The 20874-nt window shown below is 66.8% G+C and carries 13 protein-coding genes and 1 pseudogene; 10 read left to right on the forward strand and 4 right to left on the reverse strand.

Annotation, left to right across the window (positions count from 1 at the left end):
• The 4 genes and pseudogenes from Q8O14_03885 to Q8O14_03900 form a co-directional block, all read right to left on the reverse strand.
• The coding region (locus tag Q8O14_03885) for a hypothetical protein (protein ID MDP2359878.1) at positions 1–2286 on the reverse strand (2286 nt) is incomplete at its 3' end.
• A 2-nt stretch (positions 2287–2288) separates the two neighbouring features.
• Complete coding sequence (locus Q8O14_03890; GenBank protein ID MDP2359879.1) at positions 2289–5735, reverse strand: T9SS type A sorting domain-containing protein; 3447 nt, start codon at positions 5733–5735, stop codon at positions 2289–2291.
• A 716-nt stretch (positions 5736–6451) separates the two neighbouring features.
• Positions 6452–7030 carry an IS630 family transposase gene (locus Q8O14_03895; protein MDP2359880.1) on the reverse strand — a complete coding sequence of 193 codons (579 nt, stop codon included), beginning with the start codon at positions 7028–7030 and terminating at the stop codon, positions 6452–6454.
• 167 nt (positions 7031–7197) lie between these two features.
• Positions 7198–7359, reverse strand: a pseudogene (locus Q8O14_03900) (helix-turn-helix domain-containing protein).
• A 743-nt stretch (positions 7360–8102) separates the two neighbouring features.
• On the opposite strand from Q8O14_03900, the gene Q8O14_03905 reads away from it, so the two are divergent.
• The 10 genes from Q8O14_03905 to Q8O14_03950 are packed head-to-tail and all read left to right on the forward strand — an operon-like array spanning position 8103 to position 20873.
• On the forward strand, positions 8103–8492 hold the full coding sequence (locus tag Q8O14_03905; protein MDP2359881.1) for a hypothetical protein: 390 nt from the start codon (positions 8103–8105) through the stop codon (positions 8490–8492).
• Positions 8493–8494: 2 nt separating this feature from the next.
• Positions 8495–9532: a formyltransferase family protein gene (locus Q8O14_03910; GenBank protein ID MDP2359882.1), complete on the forward strand. Its 1038-nt coding sequence runs from the start codon at positions 8495–8497 to the stop codon at positions 9530–9532.
• A complete protein-coding gene (locus Q8O14_03915) occupies positions 9529–10218 on the forward strand; it encodes an acylneuraminate cytidylyltransferase family protein (protein ID MDP2359883.1) in 690 nt (229 codons plus the stop codon). The genes Q8O14_03910 and Q8O14_03915 overlap by 4 nt, the downstream gene beginning before the upstream one ends.
• Positions 10215–11252: an N-acetylneuraminate synthase family protein gene (locus Q8O14_03920; protein ID MDP2359884.1), complete on the forward strand. Its 1038-nt coding sequence runs from the start codon at positions 10215–10217 to the stop codon at positions 11250–11252. The genes Q8O14_03915 and Q8O14_03920 overlap by 4 nt, the downstream gene beginning before the upstream one ends.
• Positions 11249–12391 carry a UDP-N-acetylglucosamine 2-epimerase gene (neuC, locus tag Q8O14_03925; protein MDP2359885.1) on the forward strand — a complete coding sequence of 381 codons (1143 nt, stop codon included), beginning with the start codon at positions 11249–11251 and terminating at the stop codon, positions 12389–12391. Before Q8O14_03920 ends, neuC begins: the two co-directional genes overlap by 4 nt.
• A complete protein-coding gene (locus tag Q8O14_03930; protein ID MDP2359886.1) occupies positions 12388–13521 on the forward strand; it encodes a nucleotidyltransferase family protein in 1134 nt (377 codons plus the stop codon). Before neuC ends, Q8O14_03930 begins: the two co-directional genes overlap by 4 nt.
• On the forward strand, positions 13518–14687 hold the full coding sequence (locus Q8O14_03935) for a DegT/DnrJ/EryC1/StrS family aminotransferase (protein MDP2359887.1): 1170 nt from the start codon (positions 13518–13520) through the stop codon (positions 14685–14687). The genes Q8O14_03930 and Q8O14_03935 overlap by 4 nt, the downstream gene beginning before the upstream one ends.
• On the forward strand, positions 14684–18322 hold the full coding sequence (locus Q8O14_03940) for a glycosyltransferase (GenBank protein ID MDP2359888.1): 3639 nt from the start codon (positions 14684–14686) through the stop codon (positions 18320–18322). The genes Q8O14_03935 and Q8O14_03940 overlap by 4 nt, the downstream gene beginning before the upstream one ends.
• Positions 18319–19653 (forward strand): glycosyltransferase family 9 protein, encoded by a 1335-nt coding sequence (locus Q8O14_03945; GenBank protein ID MDP2359889.1) that lies wholly within the window; start codon positions 18319–18321, stop codon positions 19651–19653. The genes Q8O14_03940 and Q8O14_03945 overlap by 4 nt, the downstream gene beginning before the upstream one ends.
• Positions 19641–20873, forward strand: a complete 1233-nt coding sequence (locus tag Q8O14_03950; GenBank protein MDP2359890.1) for a DUF115 domain-containing protein — start codon at positions 19641–19643, stop codon at positions 20871–20873. The genes Q8O14_03945 and Q8O14_03950 overlap by 13 nt, the downstream gene beginning before the upstream one ends.
• Position 20874: the final 1 nt, after the last annotated feature.

A 20874-nucleotide genomic window follows, 5' to 3' on the forward strand; every position in this document is an offset into this window, starting at 1 on the left:
GGGCCAGGGCACCCCCAGGGTGAAGGGCTGGGGCTGGGTGCGTGGCTCCCAGCGCGGCAGGGCCACGCAGGCCGTGTCGAAGACGGCGGCCCGCGGCCCGCCGGTGAAGCCCATGTCGTTGCGCCGGGTGCCCTGGCTGGGCCACAAGGCGAAGCCGGGGCTCTCCGGGTCCTCGGCGTCCTGCCACAGGCTGTTCGGCGTGCCGGCGTCGATGCAGGGGGAGGCCGGCGACAACCACGGGATGCCCAGCTCGGCATCGAAGAGGGGGTCCACGTCCACCAGGTTGCCCTCCCCCAGCGGCATGGCCTGAGGCAGCAGGCAATGGCGGTAGATCCCGGGCAAGTCGTGGTTCCAACCCGGCCACTCATACTGGGGCAGCTCCGCCTCCAGGCGATCGATCTGGTTGTTCCAGAACAAGCAGTTCTCAAAGGTGACCACCGGGTCCGCCGGTGCGTCCAGGTTGCGGTAACCGGGCATGACCAGGTAGGGCGTCTGGCTGTTGGTGATGGTGGTGTTGCGGATGAAGCTGGGCTCCGTGACCTTCAGCCGAAGAGGCATCTGTTCGGAGCGAAAGGGGATGGGGGCAAAGGCCGTGCAGCTGTCGATCCAGACGTTGTCCATCGTCACCGACAAGGCCTCCAGATTGAAGCCCTGCCGCGAGGTGGCCAGCATCAGCACGTTGCGGAAGTGCAAAGGACCTTCCATCTTGGAGCGGATGCTCGCCTCATTGTTGTTCCTGAAGATCAGGTTCTGAAATGTCTTATGATAGCTGGACGTCGTACTGGAAGATACCGAAATCAACATCACACTGCCAACATCTACAGGATCCGAAAGATAACCCCCATAAGGTCTCTCAAAGGCCATATTTGGCTGACGATTTCCATCAAATGTTACACTATCAATTAAAAAGAAATCAAAACTGTTAGAATGTATCATCGCACAATATCCGTCATTTGCCCAGTACGAACTCATCTGGCTGGGGATATCGCGATCAATGACAAGGTTGTCCTTGAACAATACATTTCTCATGATCATACTATCCGCATTGTAGCCTGTGAATTTAAGAATGTTGGCCATGTGGACACCCCATGCCGGCGTGCTTGCCCCCGGGGTCAGGATCACCGTGTTGTTCACGAAGCGGGCATGTTCCAGGGACAAATTGGTTGTTGTCAGCATAGATGGGTAGTTCGAAGACGCATTCCAGGTTGTGAACGAACTGTCACCCAACACGCAGTCTTCCACGATCATGTTGGTCACCCGCCCGTGGGCCCAGGGGTCGTTGAACAGTCTTGCACGCTCCCACTCCCCTACCACGGAATGCCCTGTCACGCCACGATTGCGCAGAAAGATCAAGCTGTCCAAGTGGCAGGGATCTCCCCTGACATACAAAGCGAGCAGCTTGTTGGAGGATTGCCGATTGCCCACTTGGGTGTTGTCAATGAAACGGATGTTCTTGATGATTAAGGGAGATGTACCGCCGAAGTTCACCAATGAATTGCCACTCCAGGTACAGCCCTCAATCAGGATGTTCTTGAATTCTTGATAGCTATGCGATGTATTTGTCGATAACCCACCCCCAATCAAAATTCCCGTGCAGGTGACATTCCGCGCCACGATGTCTGAAAACAGCACGCTATCTCCACTTGCCACAAGTATCAATCTGCTATTCACCATGCCATCCACGCGCACATCATGTGCTGCCGCATATCTTCCTACTCGAATGGAAAACAAGAGCTTGTTGCGATCATTCGTGCTGTTGTCGTAGACGCGGACATGTTGCATGCTGAATCGTTTTGGCCCATGGTAGTAGGGACCCAATCCATCCATGAACAGGCAGGCTCCGGAGTAGTTCGACAAATTCCGCGTGAAATGCAGGCGGCGCAGCTCCACATCCGTGCTGTCCGTGAAGTGAATCCCGCCACCCACCCATTGCTGCCCAACACCCCCCCGGATCAGAAAGCCATCCAGGATGAACCGGTGTGGGCCCCTGGTATCCACGCGGATCACCGTGCCCAGGGAGTCCCCGTCCACGATGGTCTGCGGAATGAAGAGCGTGTCCCCCGTCAGCAGCGCGTGCGAGGCCAGGGTCAAGGTCTTGTCGGGAATCACCAGCCGCTCGTGGTAGTGGCCCGGCGCCACCAGCACCGTGTCCCCACTGGCGCAGGAATCCACCGCCTGCTGGATCAGGGGCCAGGGGTCCGGCACCATCCAGACGGTGGCGGGAAGGGGGAGGGGCGGTCCCCCAAGGAGGAGGACCGCCACAAACTTCAACAGGGCCTTGTTCATGCCTACCGAACCAGGACCACTTTGGCCACGGAAATCTGTCGACCTTGCACGGCGCGTGCCACATACACGCCCGAGGCCACCTGACCGGCGGTCCATTGGAAGGTGTGTGTTCCGGCCGGGAGGAACCCCTGGTGCAGCACGGCCACGCGCTGGCCCAGGGTGTTGTAGATCTCCAAGGTCACGGCTTCTTCTCCATCCACGCGCAGTTCAAGCAACATGGTCGGATTGAAGGGATTGGGATGGCACGACATGATGCCGAAAATAGAGGGTCGTTCCATGATCTTCTCGACGTCTGGCGCCGGATTCGGCAAAGTCCCAACCGCCAAATCTGGCACCATTGCCCGATGCAGGTTCTGCAAGGCCAGGCGGCGCTGCTCGAGGCGCTGGAATGCCGCCATGGGTCCCAAGGCGTTCATCTGACCCTGAGCCGGATAGGTGGCGATCTCGGCCAAGGCCGTGTTGATGAGCAGCTCGGCCTTGGCGTAGCCGTCCTTCTCGATCAGCAGGCTGTCCAGCAAGGCTACAGCGCTAGGCCGGTCGCCATGCATGGCCTCCACACACCACGCGCTACTGACCTGGGAAATGGACAAGAGATCATCCACGGGTTCCGATGCCTCCGCGGCGCTCTCCAGTCCGGTCCGGATCAGCGGATAGTCCTGGGCGCCGTACTCCGTGTAGAGCCCGATGGCCTTGATGATGCCGGTCACCTCCGTGCAATACTTCGACTCGGGGTAGTCCTCCAGAAGCTCGATCCAGTAGGCGACGGCCGCCTCGTGATTCTCGATCTCCGCGGCCTCCTGGCCATAAGCGTACAGGTCATTCTCCCCGCCCTGGCCCTGACAGGGCATGAAGACCAGGGGACACGCTTCCAACCAAGGCGAATAGGTTGTCACAAAGTTTGGAATGTGACCATAAGGACTCACACCATTCTCGCAGTCCTCTCCCCAATAGTTGTAGGCCCAATTGGAGGAACCGCCGGTGGAGGTAATGAACTGGTAGTTACCAGTCAATTCATCGCAAACGAACGAATTGTTTCCGCATTCAAGGTCTAGGTAGGTGTCAAAACCTATAATCATGGGGTGTGTATCAAATCCAGGCACATATTCCTTGAAGAACTGATTGCTCGCCCCATTCTTCAAATTCAAAGTCGCAAAGCCTGCACCAATCGCGCCTGCTTCAATGTCGTTAAAGGTGTTGTGGTGCAGGTTGAGGGTGGCTCCACCCAGCGCCACAGGACGCGCTGACAACGCGTTGGTTTGCGCCTCAAAATGATTACCAGCAATCACATGGTTGGGGCTGGGTACCGTCCCATAGTGCATCAACTTCCAATACCATGGATCGTCGCCGTACATCACGCGGTCGAAGGTAATCCCAATCACGTCTACGTCAGAATACTGGATGCCAACGCATCCAATCCCAACCCCACCATCTTCTATTTGTGGGTTCATGAAGTCAAGATTTTTGAATTGACCAAGGCAGACATAGTCGAACATGATTTTCGTTCTGTCATACCCATTGAATTTGACGTTGCCTCCCGCCCCGTTGAGGTCCACGTCACAGTAATTGAACCAGAGGGCACCCCCATTGAAATCAGGGGCACGATTAAACAGCACCCCATCAAAGGTTGTCGCAGCCTGGCGGGGCGCGGTGCTGGTGGACCCGAATGCAATGCTGCCTGCGGTCGGCGAGCCCACAATGGCCGTCCGAGCGCCTGCTGGATCCCCCACTTGGATGCGGTAACCATTGGTATCGTCGGTGTCACAGAACCCCATAGTGTATTCGCCGTCGCTGCGAATGGTCGTTCCCTCCGGGACCACCATGTCCACGCCAGAGAAGACCGTGTTGCCCACCAGCTTGTACCAGCCCCGCTCGGTCAAGGTCTTGGTGCCACTAACCTCAATCTCCTCATACACGGGCGTCCAGCCGATGTCGGCGCGTGTGAGATCGAAATCAGGGGGCGAGGACGCATGACCCGCATCCATGAGCGGGGAGTTCCACTTGAGGCGGAAATCCTCTTCGTCGTCCACAAACAGGTGATCCACGCTCATCAAGCTTGTCCCAGTCATGTCATCCGGATCGCAGGCTCCCCACCCTGGATTGACCACGTTCATGTTCGACCAGTTGTACATGCCTTGTTGGATGGCCGTGAAATAGATCGGCATGGCGCAGTTGTTGTTTGCCATGTTGACATTCACGCCCGTGACATGGTTGTTCTGGCTGTTGACATACACCACGCTGCCCGTGGTCGCTTCTGCCTCACCGTTGCGGGTCATCGTCACGTTGGTGAGCTCGACCGTGCTGCCGAAACGAAGGGTCAGCACGCTGCCACTCCCGGAGGGTGCCTCGTTGCCGTGGAACAGGCAGTTGCGGATGGCGACATCCGCATGATTGTCACATGCAAGGGCGCCGCCTCCCTCGCTGGTATCGCCATTCGCCATGTTGCCCACGAATTCGCAATTGGATACCAATAAGTGCAGGCTCGTCTGCTTGAACAACGCGCCGCCTGTCAGCGCCCTGTTCAGGCTGAACACGCACGCTTCGAGGGTCTGGGTCATTCCTGTGTTGCCGTTGTTGTCCTGCTCGTCCAGGTACAAGGCACCACCAACCTCGCCAGCCAAGTTCGAGTTGAACTCACAGCGAACGATGGTTGGGTTGAAGGCGAGAAGATGCATGGCGCCGCCTTGCCACGTGGCCGAATTGTCCTCGAACACGCACTCCTCGATCAGAACCTCATCGCCTCCCATGTAGATGGCGCCACCCTGTGCCCCTGCTCCATTGACGCCAGTTTGGCAGCCAATGAATCGGCTGTTCTTGATGGACTTCGACAACCCTTCGACATCCTCCTCCAGGGAGTACAATGCCCCCCCTCGCGAGCTATCTCCCATTGCCCGCTCTTCTATGAAGTCGCAGTTCTGAATATCCAACGAGGTCAGGGTGGCCGCGATGGATCCGCCATTCCCGTTAAGCACTTGATTGTTGGAGAACCTGCAGGCTTCCAGAAGGAGCATGGATTCGCTTGCCAGGATGGCGCCACCCGAGTCCGTCGCATGGTTGGAATCGAAATCCACCCCCACGCACGTGAGCGTGCCATCTTCGACCGTGATGCCGCCGGCCTTGTAGGGCGACGTCGAATTGCCCGAGCTGATGGTTAGGTACTTCAGGGTCGCTGTCGTCCCATACATCAGGAGGATTGACGAGCTACCACTACTGGAGATGATGGCATCTTCGGGGTCATTGCCTTCCCCGCGCAGGATCACTCCATCGGGCATCACAAGATCGCTTGCCGAATATGGAGTTTGGCTGTCGGCCAGTTCAACCTCATCTCCGTAGTTTGCCGCGGCAAAGGCCAGGGCGATGGTGGCATACTCCGAAGGCACCTTCAGCACGGCGGCGTAGGCTTGCCAGCACGTAAGTATCAGCAGCATGGTAACCACCCTTTTCGCTTTCATCTCAAAACTCCTGTCTTTAAACTGACTATAGCTAGAAGAATATTTGACACGAGGTGATTTTTACGTCAAAGGTATCTACTTGGTCCAACCCGCGCTTGAACTTCAACAGGTCAATCATGAACCGCTGGTGATGGGACGCCAAGCTGACTCAAGGTAACGGGATCCTGTTCTCAGAATTCGGCAAGCTCGCTCAAATCCATGCACCAAGTTTCCCACAGGAGGCCAAGTGTCCCATACCACATCCTCGCCCGTGCGACGTGAGCCTGTGCAAGAAGGAAGATCGATTGCCTTGGATTGATTTGTCAGTATGTGGTGTAGCAACATCCTACTGCAATTCCACCACCCAGTCAAGCGAAATCTGTCATTTGCTGTTTTTTTCCTGGTAGGTGTCCATTCCGACCTTGCTGATATTGGTCATCTGGCTGAACTATTTATGAACATGGTCCTAACAAATTGGAAGCGTTTGCCCGGCAAGGATATACACCTTCGCTTCGGTGGATGGGGTTGGAACCTGCGGTTTTGGCCGTGCGTGGAGGGCTCCCGCGTGGCGCTGGGAATCCCGTCACGGGGCCATGCGCTCGCTGGCTTAGGAGTGGTCCCAAGGAGCTGTCCCCTGGCACGGATCCGAATCCCACAGCGATGGGTGTGCTTTCCCGATGCCTTGCCGCAGTGTCCTTACTGCAGCGCCTATAGGGGTTCTTGAAAGTTTTTGTGGATCACGTCTGACAGACTGACTGGACGATGGCCGGCGTGTCCATCACCTCGTTCAAGGCCATCGTCAAGCGATCCTGCAAGGCGTCTCGGGTTTTCGTGTACCAGTTGGTGAAGTGGTTGTCCTTGATCCACATCCAAAGCCGTTCAATGGGATTCAGGTCGGGCGAATAGGGCGGTAGGAGTTGTTTCTGGATGTGGTGCCAGTTCAGCTTGGCTGACCGGTGCCAGGAGGCGTTGTCCAGCACAAGCTGGACCGATCGACCTGCCGTTTGCTCGGCCATGTAGTCCAAAAAGCTTTGAAACACATCCAGATCCACCCGATTGAAGACGAGACTGATGAACTCTCCGGTCAGTGGCTGGACGGCGCCAATCACGCTTTCCCGGATGTGGAGGCCGGTCATCGGACAGGTGGGTGTGGTTCCTTTCTTGGCGTACACGGCCTTGGGACGCGGATCGGCCATGAAGCCCGATTCGTCGCAGAACCAAAGCTGCTCGGGATGGTGATCCAGGTGCTGCTGAAGCCATTCCACGAACTCAGCTCGTGCCTTTGGGTCCCGATCGGGGGCTGTGGGACGAGGCACCAGCTGACGAAAGCCCTCGTCACGCAGGTAGCGGGCCAGCGTGGGTAGCCCAGTTCCACCTGCAGTTCGCGGGTGAGCACACCGTGGAACTTGCGTTTGGTCCAGAATTCTTCGTCCAGATCTTGCGGACGGGCAAAGAGTTCGGACAGCACCAAGCGCTGGCCCTTGTGCAGAATTGGGGGTCGACCACTGCGCGGATGCGTGGCCAAGCCGTCGATGCCGGACTGGTTGAACGCGACGACCCAGTTACGCAGGCTATTGGCATGACAGCCAAGGCTCTTGATCACCAGGTCGCGATCGATCCCGTTCAACAACATGATGATTGCCATGATGCGCTGGCCCATTTCAAAATCGGCCGTAGCCCTCTGGACGACTCGGAGTTCGTCCTGGGTGGCATTCTCAGGATTAGGGTAGATGGGAGCTGGCATGCCTCAAAATACTGGGGCCCGGCGAGCAAAAACAGACCCCGTCCACAAAAACTTCTGAGAACCCCTATATGTCTCGCTCTGTTTTTCTCTTGGCACCTTCTCGTTCGGGCTTTGCCTTGATTCCCAGCATGCGGATCCTTTCACGAATGGCCATCCACCTTCCGCGATTCTCCTTGCCTGCAAGCATATACACAATCGATTCAAGCGGATGTGAATGGAATGTGGGTTCTGTGGCGGTAGGCACCGAACTTCGCAGGAGCCATTGGAAGCTGAAAGGAAGTCATGCCCGGAATATGTACCTGCACCCGCCTGGCCGAGGCAAGGAAGACATCGTCTTGAGTCTGATCAGGTGTGATTGCAGACATGGGCCGGGTCCCCGCTCAACTGGCTCGGATTGTCGCAGTTGCAAGGTTCAAGATCATGCGAGCAAGCTCATCTGTGGTTGATGGTGGAGCCATGATCCTCCCCGGCACAATGTGCCTCGCCCCGGCCAAGGCTGCCCGGCGGCCAAGGCCTTGTCCCTGCTCGAGTTCTTCACTTCTGAAGTCGTAAGCTCCTGAAAGTCAGGAGTTTCCAATGGATTCCGCAGTTGGCATCGGCTTTGCCTCAGGAGCCCGCGACATCCCGCTTGTGAGGAGCTTTCCATGGCCGAACTGCAAGAACACGAACGCCTCCGCGGCAAGAAGGCCCTCTTCGTGCTGGGCGTGGGGCTGGGCTACCAAGTGACGGCGATCCGCCAGCGCAAGGATCCGCGCGCCCGCGTCTACGCCATCGAGCGCTACGAGGAGGTCTTCAACCGCGCCGCCCAGACCCAGAACTGGGACCTGAAGGCCGACAAGGACGTGGAGTTCTGGGTGGGCAAGGACATCGACAGCGTCCTGCAGCATCTGGACGAGATCACGGCGGGCATGGACGAGGCCGATTGGGACATCATCACCAACCGCCCCTCCATCCGCCTTGACCCCGAATACTACAAGCGCCTCATCCGCGAACGCCGCCCCGGCGCCCGTTCCCGGCGCACGCAGAAGATCTGAGCATGGCGGGCACGGCGGAGCTTCCGGCCCGGCGCCGCCTTATGCTGCTGGGGGACGGCCAATGGGCGGCGGTGGCGCTGCGCCATCTGGCGGACCGCCATGAGGTGGCCGCCGTGGTGGAGCGCCGCCGGCCCACCAGCGGCGACCTGCGGCAGGCCTGCCGCACGAGCGGGCTCTCCCCCCTCGGCCTGGAGGATGTCAACAGCGCGGAAGCAATGGCCTGGATCCGCTCCCTTGCCCCCGATCTCCTCCTCTCCGTCTCCTACGACCAGCTCTTCGGCTCCGCCCTGCTCGCGGCGGGGATGCCGCCCGTGCTCAACCTGCACGCCGGCCACCCCGGCCGGCACCGCGGCCGGGCCGTGCTCTGCTGGCAACTGCTGGAGGGCGCCGCGGAAGTGGACCTGGCCGTCATGCGCGTCAGCCGCCGCATCGATGCCGGGCCCCTGCTGGCGCTGCGCAGGGTGGCCCTGCCCCCGCAAGGCGACTACGGCCAGGCCCTGGCGGCGGTCTGCGGGGAGCTGCCCTCTTTGCTGGACGAAAGTCTGGTCGCGCTGGAGCAGGGTCGGCACTTGCCGGTGGACGAAACGGGGCGCCCCGTCTACTACCCCCGGCGCCGGGAGGGGGACGAGTGGATCGACTGGGCGGCGGGAACCGGGAGCATCGTCCGCCTGGTGCGCGCCCTGGCGCCGCCCAATTGCCGGGCTCGCACCCGGTGGGGGGAGCGGGTCCTGCTGGTGGGCGCCGCCGGCCCCTGCGCGGACTTTCCCCGGGACGCCGCCGGCATCCCCGGCGCGGTCATCGGCCGTGATCGCCGCCTTGGCCTGCTGGTGAAGACCGGGGATGGCGCCGTCTGGATCAGCGGCCTGGCGACGGAGGATGGTCTGCCCCAGCCTCTGGCCGGGCTGCCCCTTTCCGCCCGGCTGGGCGGCGGCGGAGTGTCCGAGCTGGAGCGCCTGCGCCGGCGCGTGGCATTGCTGGAGGAGCGGCTGGCGGCGCTGGAGGGAGCGCCGCGGACATTGGTGATGGGAGGGGCGGCATGACGATCGACGCCTTGATCCCCGCCCGGCGCGGCTCGCGGCGCCTGCCCGGCAAGCACCAGCGCATCCTGGGCGGCCGGCCGCTCATCGACTGGACCTTGCACGCCGCCCTCGAGGCGGGCATCTTCCGGCGCATCACGCTCTCCACCGACGACCCCGCCCTGCGCGAGCACGCCCAGACCCTGGGCCTCTCCCATTTCCCCCTGCGACCCGCCGCCCTGGCCCGGGACGACAGCAGCAGCCTCGCCGTGCTGCGCCACTACCTGGGCTGGCTGGCGGCCGAGGGTGTCGCCCTGCCGCGCTGGCTCATGCTCCTCCAGCCCACCTCCCCCTTCCGCGGCGCCGCCCGCATGCGGGAGGCCTGGCGCCTGGCGCGCGACAGCGGCCGGGAAGTGGTGAGCCTGGGGCCAGTGGAGAAGCCGCTCGACTGGTGCCGCCTGGTGCTGAAGGGGGAAGCGCGGCCCTGGGCCTGCGCCGAGCCGGTCCCTGTCTGGCGCCTCAACGGCGCCGTCTATCTGGTGCGCGTGGAGCGCCTGCTGGCCGAGGGCAGCCTCCTCTCCGACCGGCCGTTGGCCCTGACCATGGCGGATTGGGAGTCGGTGGACATCGACACCCCGCTGGATTGGCGCCTGGCCGAGGCGGTGGCGGCCGACCGCTTCCCCGCGCAGCCGGGGGAGCCCCGGCCATGAGCGCCACGGTGCGTGGCCTGCTGGGCAAGCGACGGCCCTGGGTGGTGGCCGAGATCGGCGTCAACCACAACGGCCGCCGCGAGGAGGCCCTGGCCCTGGTGCGGATGGCGGCCCGCGCCGACGTCCAGGCCGTCAAGTTCCAGGCTTTCCGCGCCGAGCGCCTCGCCCGGCCGGACGCGCCCCTGGCCTCCTACCAGGAGCGCAGCGGGGCGGAGGGACAGTTCGCCCTGCTGCGCGCCCTCGAGATCGATCGCGGGACCCTGGCCGCCTGCGCCGCCGAGGCGCGCCGGCTGGACCTGGCCTTCGGCGTGACGCCCTTCGACCCGGACAGCCTGCGCGAGATCCTCACACTTGAGCCAGACTTCATCAAGATCGGCTCGGGGGACGCGGACAACTTCCTTCTCATCGAGGCGGCCCGCGACTGTGGCCGGCCCGTCCTCGTTTCGACAGGCATGTGCAGCCTGGCCGAGGTGGAGCGCCTGGCGGGCTGGTTCTCCGGCGCGGATGAGCGGCTGGCCCTGCTCCACTGCGTGTCCGCCTACCCCGCCCCCGAGGAGGCCTGCAACCTGGCCGTGTTGGATGCCCTGCGCGGCCTGGGCACCGTGGTGGGCTTCAGCGACCACACGATGGGCACGCGCGCCGCCAGCCTGGCGCTGGCCCTGGGCGCCGAGATCATCGAGCGGCACATCACCCTGGACCGCGCCGCGGCGGGACCCGACCACGCCTCTTCCTCCGACGAGGCGGGCCTGCGCGCCTGGTTGGCCGAGCTGCGGGCGACCGCCCTCGTCCTGGGGGATGGCGTCAAGCGGATGATGCCCTGCGAGGAGGATGTGCGGCGGGTGGCCCGCAAGTCGATCCTGCTGCAAGAACCGCTGCGGGCGGGCGAGTCCCTCGAGCGGAGCCATGTCCGTTGCCTGCGGCCGGCCGACGGCCTCTCCTGCGCCCGCTTGCCCGGCCTGCTGGGACGGCGGGCGCGGCACGACCTCCCGGCGGGCCGCCTGCTGACAGAGCAGGATCTGGAGGAGGTGGCATGAAGGTCCTGGCCGTGACCGGCAGCCGCTCCGACTACGACCTGCTGGAGCCCGTGCTGCGCGCCGTCGAGGCGCATCCCGCCCTCGACCTGGCCCTGGTCGTGACCTGCGCCCACCTGGCCCGCGCCTGGGGCGGGACGGCGGGCCAGATCCACGGCTTCCGCCACATGCTGCTGCGGCCCACTCTCATCGACTGGGACAGCCCGGAGGCCCGCCTCAAGAGCATGGGCCTGGAGCTGATCGCCCTGGCGCAGGATCTGGCCGAGCAGCGTCCGGACCTGGTCCTGGTGCTGGGCGACCGCGAGGACGCCCTCCTGGCCGCCACCGCCGCCAGCTACAGCTGGATCCCCGTCGCCCACGTGTTCGGCGGCGATCTGGGCCACGCCACGGTGGACGACAGTGTGCGCCACGCCGTGAGCAAACTGGCCCATCTGCACTTCACGGCCTCCGCCTGGAGCCGCGACGTGCTGCTTGAGCTGGGGGAGGATCCCGCGCGCGTTTATATCTGCGGCAACCCCGCCCTCGACCGCATCCGCCGCCTGCCGGCCTGGTCCGCCGAACGCCTGCACGAGAGCTACGGCCTGGTCCCCGGTCGGCCGGTGGTGCTGGTCTGCCAGCATCCGGTCGGCCCCAGCCCGCAGTCCGCCGCCCGCGAGCTGGAGATGATCCTGCGCGCCTGCCGGGTGGCCGACGCCCAGATCGTCATCAACACGCCCAACAGCGATCCGGGCAGCTCCGGGCCGCTCCGCGTCTGGGAGGAGGCGGACGAGGTGGTGCGCGTGCGCAACCTGGACCAGGAGGCCTGGGTGGCGCTGCTCAAGCGCTGCAACCTGCTGGTGGGGAACTCCTCGGCGGGCCTGCTTGAGACCCCCTTCCTCGGCATTCCGGCAATCAACGTGGGTGCCCGCCAGCGGGGTCGGCGCCACGCCGGCAACGTCCTCTTCGTGGAGCTCGAGGAGGAGACGATCCGCCAGGCGGTGGTCCGCGCCCTGGGCGACGCCGATTTTCGCGCCATGGTGCGCGGCCTGGCCTGTCCCTTCGGGGATGGGCACGCCGCCGAGCGCATTGTCGAGGTGCTGGCGTCCGTCGAGCCGCGGGTCCTGCTCCCCAAGCACCACCATCTGCAGCGGGGCGCCGCATGATGGCGCCACCGCGGGCCTGCCATGGCGACCAGGTGGTGCGTCCGACCGACCCTCTCCAGGAGGCGGTGGCGCGCATCGACCGCAACCGCTGCGGGGCCGTCTGCGTCGTCGATGAGCAGCAGCGGCTCCAGGGCATGCTCACGGACGGCGACATCCGGCGCCAGGTGCTGCGCGGCGCCGACCTGCGCGCCACGGTGGTGGGTGACGTGATGCAGCGGCGCCCCGTGACCGCCACGCCCGATTTCAGCCGCAGCCAGTTGCGCCACCTGATGCGCGCCCGCTCCATCGCCCAGATCCCCATTGTGGACGGCGCCGACCGCCTGCTCTGGGTCGCGCTGGCGGCCGACCTGCTCGAGGCGCCCGCCCGCGGCCGTCCCGCCCTTGTCATGGCGGGTGGGCAGGGCACGCGCCTGCGGCCGCTCACCCTGAACCGGCCCAAACCCCTGCTGCCGGTGGCGGGGCGTCCCATCCTCGAGCATGTGGTGGAACGCCTGGTGGAGTGCGGCTTCGACCACGTGCTGATCGCCACCAGCCACCAGGGCCGGATGATCGAGGACCACCTGCAGGACGGCCGCCAGTTCGGCGCCGCCATCCGCTATCTGCGGGAGGAGTCGCCCCTGGGCACGGCCGGCGCGCTGTCGCGCCTGCCTGTCGAGATCGAGGGCGAGTTGCTGGTCATGAACGGCGACATCCTGACGACGGTGGACTTCGCCGCGCTGGCGGAGAGCCACGCCGCCAGCGGGGCCGACATGACGGTCTGTGTGCGCGAGATGGTGGAGCAGGTGGAGTATGGCGTGGTGCAGGTCGAGGGGGAATGGTTGCAGGCCATCGATGAGAAGCCGCGGCGCAGCCTGCTGGTCAACGCGGGCATCTACATGGTGGGTCCCCGCATGCGACAGCTGGCGCCGGACGCCCCCTTCGACATGACGGATCTCATCCGCTGGGGACTGGGCGAGCGGCGCCGGGTGCGCAGCTATCCCCTCCGCGAGTTCTGGCTGGACATCGGCCGCATGGCCGATTATGAGCGCGCCAATCGGTTGGCGCAGCGGCTGGGTGGTCCGGGGGACGGCGCCTGGCTGGGCCATCTCTCCCGCGAGGCGCGGGACACGGTCGAGGAGTGCCTGACATGATCCCGCTCAGCGAACCATCGCTTGGCGTCCGCGAGCAGGCCCTGGTGCAGCAGTGCCTGCAGGAGGGCTGGGTGTCCGCCGAGGGCCCGTGGGTGGGCCGCTTCGAGGAGGCGGTGGCCTCCCTGCACGGGCCGGGCATGCATGCGGCCGCCTGCGGCAGCGGCACTGCGGCCCTGCAACTGGCCCTCATCGCGCTGGGCCTGCGCCCCGGCGAACTGGTCATCGTGCCGGCGCTCAGCTTCGCCGCCACCCTCAATCCCATCATCCACCTGGGCGCCGAGCCGGTCATTCTCGACGTGGAGGAGGAGGCGCTGGGCCTCAGTCCGGAGGCGGTCAGGCTGTGGCTGGAACGGGAGACGGTGCGGCGCCAGGGGGCCGTCTTCGAGCGTCGCAGCGGGCGTCGCGTCTTCGGCCTGATCCCCGTCCACCTCTACGGCATGCCCTGCCGCATCCACGATCTGAGCGCCCTTGCCCTCGAGCACGGGCTGATCGTGGTCGAGGACAACGCCGAGGCGCTGGGCGCCTTTGCCCGCGGCTGCCGACCGGGCACCTTCGGCCACGCCGCCATCCTCTCCTTCAACGGGAACAAGACCATGACGGCGGGCGGCGGCGGCATGGTGCTTTCGCCGGAAGCCGAGATTGCGGAGCGGGCCGCCTACTGGGCCAACCAGGCGCGCCGGCCCGGCCAGTCCGAGCCGGAGGACTACGGCTTCAACCTGCGCCTCAGCAGCCTGCAGGCGGCGTTGGGCCTGGCCCAGCTGGAGCGGCTGGATGAGCTGGTGGCGGGCCGTCGGCGGCAGCACGAGGGTTATCGCGCGGAGCTGGCCGACAGCGGCCTGTCCCTGCTGGAGGGCCACGCCGGCGACGAGCCCAGTTGGTGGCTGAACATTGCCCGCGGCTTGGCGCCGGGCCGGCCGGAGACGCTGGTGGCGGAGCTGGCTTTCGCCGGCATCCAGGCGCGCCGCCTCTTCCGGCCCTTCGACCGGTGGCCTCTCTACGCCCCCTATGCTCGCATGGAGTGCCGGGTGGCGTTTCAGGCGCACGAGTGCGGCCTCGCCCTGCCTTCGAGTTCCCACCTGGCGGACGAGGCACGTCGGCGGGTGAGCGGCTTCCTGGCCACGGCGCGGCGCGTCGGACGCGCGGCGATGGTGGAGGCCCTGCCGTGAAGACGCTGATTCCCGGCCTCAAACGCTGGCCCTACCATCACGAGGTGGAGCACCTGCTGGCCGAGGCCCTGCGGGCGGCCGGGCATCCCGTCGTCTTCCTGGGCTGCTCGCGGGAGGGAATGAGCACCTGCGAGTGCGTCGACCGCGCCATCCACGAGCGGCATGGCGGCCACGCCGCCTTCTGCGCGGGTTGCCATCCCGCCCAGGGCGGCGTGCACGGCCGCGCCGGTTTCCGCGAAGTGCCCATGCCCTTCGACGAGGCGGTGGAGGGCGGTATCCGCCTGTTGCTGGAGGGGCTGGACGCTGCGGCCCTGCTCGCCCTGCCCAGCTCATCCGGACACAGCCTGCGCGAGGTGATGGGTCCCTCGCTGATGCGCTGGGCGCGCTCGGGCCGGCCCAGCGAGGAGCGCGTGCCCCTGGCCGTCCTGCGCGGGCACGCCGCCCAGGTCCTGCGCATCGAGGCGCTCTTGCCGGATTTGCTGCGGCGCGAGGGCATCGAGCAGGTGCTGGTGCTCAACGGCCTCTTCCTTGCGGAGCGGACGATCGCCGACTGCGCCAGGGCGGCCGGCCTCCGCGTGGTGACCTACGAGCGAGGCCATGCCCGCAACACCCTGCTCTTCTCCACCGGCGCGCCGGCCTGCTTCCTGGAGATGGGCGCCGACGGGGAGGGCGCTTGCGCCGGGCGGTCGGACCCTCTGCTGGACGCCTACCTGACCGGCCGGGCCACCAACCGGGACGCCGCCACCCGCTTCGGCACGGGACATGGCTCGGTGGCGGAGATCCTTCAGGGGGACCAGAGACCGCTGGTGGCCGTGCTCACCAACGTCTGCTGGGACAGCGCCGTCTCGGCCCGGGGCAGCGGTTTCGGTGGCTACCTGGCCTGGTTGGAGGCCGTCCTGGCGCTGGCCGCCGGCCGACCCGACCTTTGCTTCGTCCTGCGCGTCCATCCCGGCGAGACAAGGCTGGAGCGCGACCCGACGCTGGACCGGACCGAGGATTGGCTGGCCGAGCGGGCCCGGCCGGACAACCTGCTGGTGCTGGGCGCCGACCATCCGGCCAGCACGGCCGCCCTCGTCGAGCGCGCCGCCGCCACCCTTGTCTATGTCACCTCCGCGGGCCTGGAGGCCGCCTGTGCCGGCGCGGCCGTCATCACCTGCGGGGAGGTCCATTACGCCGGCAAGGGCTTCACCCTGGATTGCGCGGAACCTGCCCGCCTGGGCGACTTGCTGGAAGAGGCGCTGGCCCGTCCCCGCGACGAGGCTCGCGCCGCCCTGGCCCGGACCTACGCCGGCCGCCTCTTCCTCGACACGCCCACGCCCTTTCCCTGGGTGGACGAAGTGGAGTACGGCCGCCCCCAGCGTGTCACCGCCCCCGTCACGCCGGAGCTGCTGGCGCGGGACCAGCTCCTGAGCCGTCTGGTTGATTACCTGGCCGGCGCCGCGCTCCGGCCCCACAGCCTGCGCGACCTGTTGGAGAAGCCCACCCTCTGCCCCCTGCCCTTCCACTTTGGCAGCCGGCCGGCGCCGCCGGTGCAGGTGGGCGTGCTCATCACGGCCCATGAGCGGCCCGCCGTGCTGGGGCGCGCCCTGGCGGCCTGGGCGGAGCAGGACCTGCCCCACGACCGCTTCCGCCTGCTGGTGGTGGATGACGGGAGCGAGCCGCGCCTGGAGGAGCCGGTGCGGGAGGCGCTGGCCGCCATCCGCCGCGACGGGACGCGACTGGAGGTGGAGCTGCTGCGGCTGGACGCCAAGGGCGGCCCCGCCCGCGCCCGCAACGCCGGCATCGAGCACTTCCTGGCTCAGGAGCAGGTCCCCGGGTTGGTGCTGATCACCGGGGACGACATGCTGCCGGAGCCGGGGGTCCTGTCGCGCCTGACCGCCGAGCATGCCGCCTGGGGCGACGGACGGGTGGCGCTGCTCGGCCGCGTCGACTGGGATGATTCCCGCGGCAGCACCCGCGTCATGCGCTTGGTGGAGCGCAACGGCATGCAGTTCGGCTTCCACGGCCTGCCGGCGCGTTGCCGCCTGCCGGCCCAGTACTTCTACACCAGCTCGCTGGCCCTGCCCACGGACTTCCTGCGCCGCACGGGACTGCGCTTCGCCGAGGACTTTCCTCACGCCGCCTGGGAGGACGTGGAGTTCGGCGTACGCTGCCGTGACCAGGGCTTGGTCCTCGCCTACGACGCGGGCATGCGCTTCCGCCACGACCACCCGGTCGATTACGCCTCCTTCGCCCGCCGACAGCGGAAGGCGGGGGCCTCCTCGCGCGTCTTCCAGCGCCGTCGCCCCCGGGAGCACGAGGCCATTTGCGGCAAGCCGCCGACCGACCCGCCGGACCGCTTGCTGATGCGTGGCCTGGAAGCGGCGCTCCAGGAACTTGCCAAGCTCGAGCTGGGACCCCTGCGCATCCTGCCCGCCCCGGGCGGGGGCGACTTGGCTGGCCAGTTGGACCGGGAGCAGGACCGCCTGCTGGAGACCCTCTTCCGCCTGCATTCCGACGCCGGCTGGTTCAGCGCAGCGCCGCTGCCGGCGGGACCCGGGGAGGAGGGGCTGCTCTCCGTCCTCATCCCGGTCTTCAACCAGCTGGAGTTGACGCGGGCCTGCCTGGAGGCCCTCCGCCGCAACACGGCCGGCCCGGTGGAGATCGTGGTCGTGGACAACGGCTCGACCGACGGAAGCGGCGAGCTGCTCGCCGCGGCCGGCGTGACGGTGCTGCGTCAGGAGCGCAACCTGGGTTTCGCCCGGGCCACCAACCTGGCGGCGGCAGCCTGCCGCGGCAGCCTGCTGGTCCTGCTCAACAACGACACCGAGGTCCAGCCCGGCTGGGACCTGGCCCTGCGCGACGAGCTGGGGCGACCCGGCACCGGCGCCGTCGGACTGCGCCTGCTCTACCCGGACGGCACCATCCAGCATGCCGGGCTGGCCTTCGGCGCGGACGGCCTCCCCTGGCACATCTACCGCGGCTTTCCCGCCGACGCGCCCGAAGCGGGCCGCCGCCGCTCCTTCCAGGCGCTGACCGGCGCTTGCCTGGGCCTCAGGCGCGACACTTGGCGCGAAGTGGGCGGCCTCGACGAGAACTTCGTCAACTGCTACGAGGACATCGACCTCTGTCTCCGCTTGCGGGAACGCGGCTATGAGCTGATCTACCGGCCGGACGGGGTGGTTGTCCATCACGAGGGGCGCAGCGCCGGGCGCAACGAGCGGGTCGCCCACAGCTGGCAGGTGCTGCGCGAGCGCTGGGAAGGGCGGCTGCCCTGCGATGAGGTGAACTTGCTGGCGGAGGACGGCTGGCAGGCGGTGCGGGAGCAGGGTGGGCTGCGTCTGCGCCGGATCTCCGCCCCGGCCCCGCGTCTGGCGGCGGACCTGACGACACGGGCGGAGGCCCTGATGGCGGGGGGCGACGTCTCGGCGGCGTGCGACCTGCTCGAGGAGGCGCTGTCCCGGGGTGGGGTGGATCGAGCGGAGGATGTGCGCCAAGCCCTGCTCGAACTGGAGCTATGGGTGGGCAACCTGGCGGGGGCGCGACGCTGGGCGGAGCAATGCCAGCCGCGACCCGAGCAACAGGCGCGACTGAGCCAGCTGCGGCACGATTTGAGGCGGCGCCTGGAGGACAACGGCCTGTCGGCGGCGCCATGACAAGCAGCCTGGTCATCCAGCTGGCCCGCCTGGGCGATCTGGTGCAAAGCCTGCCCCTCTGCCAGCGTCTGCGGCAGGATGGTCCGCTCACGCTGGTGGTCGCATTCGAACCGGGCCGCCGCCTGCGCCGGGTGGCGGACCATGTGGTGGTGCTGGATCCGCGCCGTCTGGCGGATCTGACGCAGGATGCCGGCGCCTTCCATCACGCCCTGCGGGCGGCCTGGGGCGAGGCGCCCGGCTGGGATCCACCGGTCGATCGCGTCCTCTGCCTGAACGAGGACAGGGCGGCGACGGCCTTGGCTCGACTGCTTCCGGCGGCCAGCCGGGCGGGTGCAGGCTGCCACGGAGATCCCTACCACCAGTGGCTGGGCGTCCTGGGGGGGAGGCGGAGCGAGAACGAGCTGCACTTGACGGATGCGATGCTGTCGCTGCACCCTGGCCCGGCCGCTCCACCTCCGGTCGCGGGCGAGCCTGGAGCGGGGGCGGTGGTGCTGCATGCCGGCAGCGGCAGCCAGGCGCGGCAGCTGGGTGGGGACTTCTGGTCCGCCCTGGCCGCGCGGTTGCTGGCCGCGACCACCCGGCAGGTGCTTCTGACGGGAAGCGCAGCTGAGCGCCGCGCGGCGGAGGCGCTGGTCAAGGCGGTGGGTCCGGCGCCGCGCCTGACGAATCTCTGCGGGGAAACAGATCTGGACCAGTTGCAGGACGTGCTGGACGAGGCCGCCCTGGTGATCGCCCAGGACACCGGCGTGCTGCACCTGGCCGCCCACCTGCGGCGTCCACTGGTCGGCCTGTATCACGGATCAGCCTGGGCGAAAGAGACGGGACCCTGGCTGGCCGGCGCCCAGGTGCTGCAAATCCAGGAGGAATGCGCGCCCTGCCTTGAAGGGTGGCCGCCTTGCGGATCCTACCGCTGCCGGACCAACCTGAATGGAGGCGAGACGGCGGAGCTGGCCCTGGCCCTGCTGGCCGGCGCCGAACCGACCTTGGAGAAGAAAGGGGGGCGTCTTCATCTGACGGTGAGGCGGCTGGGAGAGAGCCTGTCGCTGGCCGAGGCCGGGCAGCCAGCCAGGGAGGAAGATCTGACCCGGTGGCGTCGACAACTGACCCTGTTGCGGGATTGGGACGGGCAGGACGCGGCTGTGGCCGGCCGTCCGCCCGGACGCTGTTCGCGACTGGAGCACGCCCGGCAAGCCGGCATGGAGCTGGCCGACTGGCGGCGGCGGGAGTGGCCCCGGCCCCCCGCCAACTTGTGCGAGGAGCTGTCCTGGCGGCGGGAGGCGGCCAGGTGGACGGCCGAGCGCGGACCGCAGGATTTGTCATGCCCGGGATGATGCGCGAGGGGTGGCGATTGGACCTGTCCGTCCTTCCCCATCCGTTGGAAGCGGCCGGGGTGGACTGGTGCTTTCGACTGCCGGATGGACGATTGGGCTGCAGCGGAAGGGATCCACGGCGGGAGGCGGCACGGCGCTGCGCCCACCTGCCGCCGGGATCGCGGCCCGTTCTGCTGGGCCTGGGGGCCGGGCACGATCTGGACGCGCTGCTGGAGGGAGAGGCGGGGGAGCTCCTGGTGGTCGAGGCGGACCCGCGCAGCCTGGCCACGACCCTGGAGCGCTGGCGCCTGCTGGGACGGACGCCACCCGATCCGGCGCGCTGCCGGCTGGTCCTGGCGGATGATGACGGGAGCCTTTGCCGCTTGCTGGCGGAGCTGCTGCGCGACGAGCACGGGGAACGGCCACTCATCCTCCATCCGTGGTGCGCCGAGCTGTGGCGCGCGGCGACACCGGAAGCGGCACGCTTGATGGAGGATCTGCGACGACGGCGCAGCGCCGCCCATTCGCAGGAGGAACTGCTCGCGGCCAATCGCACGGCGAACGCCGCCCGGCTGGAGGAGGCGCGGTGGGTGGCCGAGCTGGACGGCGCCTGGGGCAATGATCCGGTGCTGGTCTGCGGGGCGGGGCCTGGCTTGGGGCCGGCCCTGAAGAGGCTGGACGATGCGCCGGGCCTGCGGATCATTGCCGTCTCCACCGCGCTGCCGGCGCTGGCCCTCCGCGGCATCCGGCCGGATGTGGTGGTGGCGACGGATCCCAGTCCGCTCCTGGCGCAGGACATCGTGGCGGAGGAGCTGTCCCTGGGCGATGTGCCGCTGGCCGTCTTCCCGACAACCAGCGCGGCTCTGGTGGAGGCCTGGCCGGGGCCGCTGTGGCTGGCGACGCCGGAGGGTCCGGGGCCGAGCGTGGAGAAGCGGTTGGGGCGATGCCCCGGAAGCCTCCCCGCCGGATGCGGCACGGTGGCGGGACCGGCGCTGGGCCTGGGAGCAAGGCTGAGTGGTGGAGTGCTGCTGATGGCGGGCGTGGATCTGTGGGCCGATGGCCCGTGCTACACGGATGGGGTGAGACGGCCCAAGGGGCCGAAACCGGACTTTGCCTTCGCCCGACGCCGCATGGCTGAGCTGGTGCGGGATCTGCGCCGCCAAGGGCGGCGCGTGGGGGTCCTGGGCCATCGGCCCGACTGGCTGCCCGTGGAAGGGAGTGGAAGCCGTGGTACCACATGAA

The organism is bacterium (assembly GCA_030685015.1).
GTDB lineage: Bacteria > CAIWAD01 > CAIWAD01 > CAIWAD01 > CAIWAD01 > CAIWAD01.

Bases quoted from the DNA above. Each gene is read 5' to 3' on its own strand.
- Q8O14_03890 (MDP2359879.1), bottom strand. From the start codon at position 5,735: ATGAAAGCGAAAAGGGTGGTTACCATGCTGCTGATACTTACGTGCTGG.
- Q8O14_03905 (MDP2359881.1), top strand. From the start codon at position 8,103: ATGGCCGAACTGCAAGAACACGAACGCCTCCGCGGCAAGAAGGCCCTC.
- Q8O14_03910 (MDP2359882.1), top strand. From the start codon at position 8,495: ATGGCGGGCACGGCGGAGCTTCCGGCCCGGCGCCGCCTTATGCTGCTG.
- Q8O14_03915 (MDP2359883.1), top strand. From the start codon at position 9,529: ATGACGATCGACGCCTTGATCCCCGCCCGGCGCGGCTCGCGGCGCCTG.
- Q8O14_03920 (MDP2359884.1), top strand. From the start codon at position 10,215: ATGAGCGCCACGGTGCGTGGCCTGCTGGGCAAGCGACGGCCCTGGGTG.
- neuC (MDP2359885.1), top strand. From the start codon at position 11,249: ATGAAGGTCCTGGCCGTGACCGGCAGCCGCTCCGACTACGACCTGCTG.
- Q8O14_03930 (MDP2359886.1), top strand. From the start codon at position 12,388: ATGATGGCGCCACCGCGGGCCTGCCATGGCGACCAGGTGGTGCGTCCG.
- Q8O14_03935 (MDP2359887.1), top strand. From the start codon at position 13,518: ATGATCCCGCTCAGCGAACCATCGCTTGGCGTCCGCGAGCAGGCCCTG.
- Q8O14_03945 (MDP2359889.1), top strand. From the start codon at position 18,319: ATGACAAGCAGCCTGGTCATCCAGCTGGCCCGCCTGGGCGATCTGGTG.
- Q8O14_03950 (MDP2359890.1), top strand. From the start codon at position 19,641: ATGCCCGGGATGATGCGCGAGGGGTGGCGATTGGACCTGTCCGTCCTT.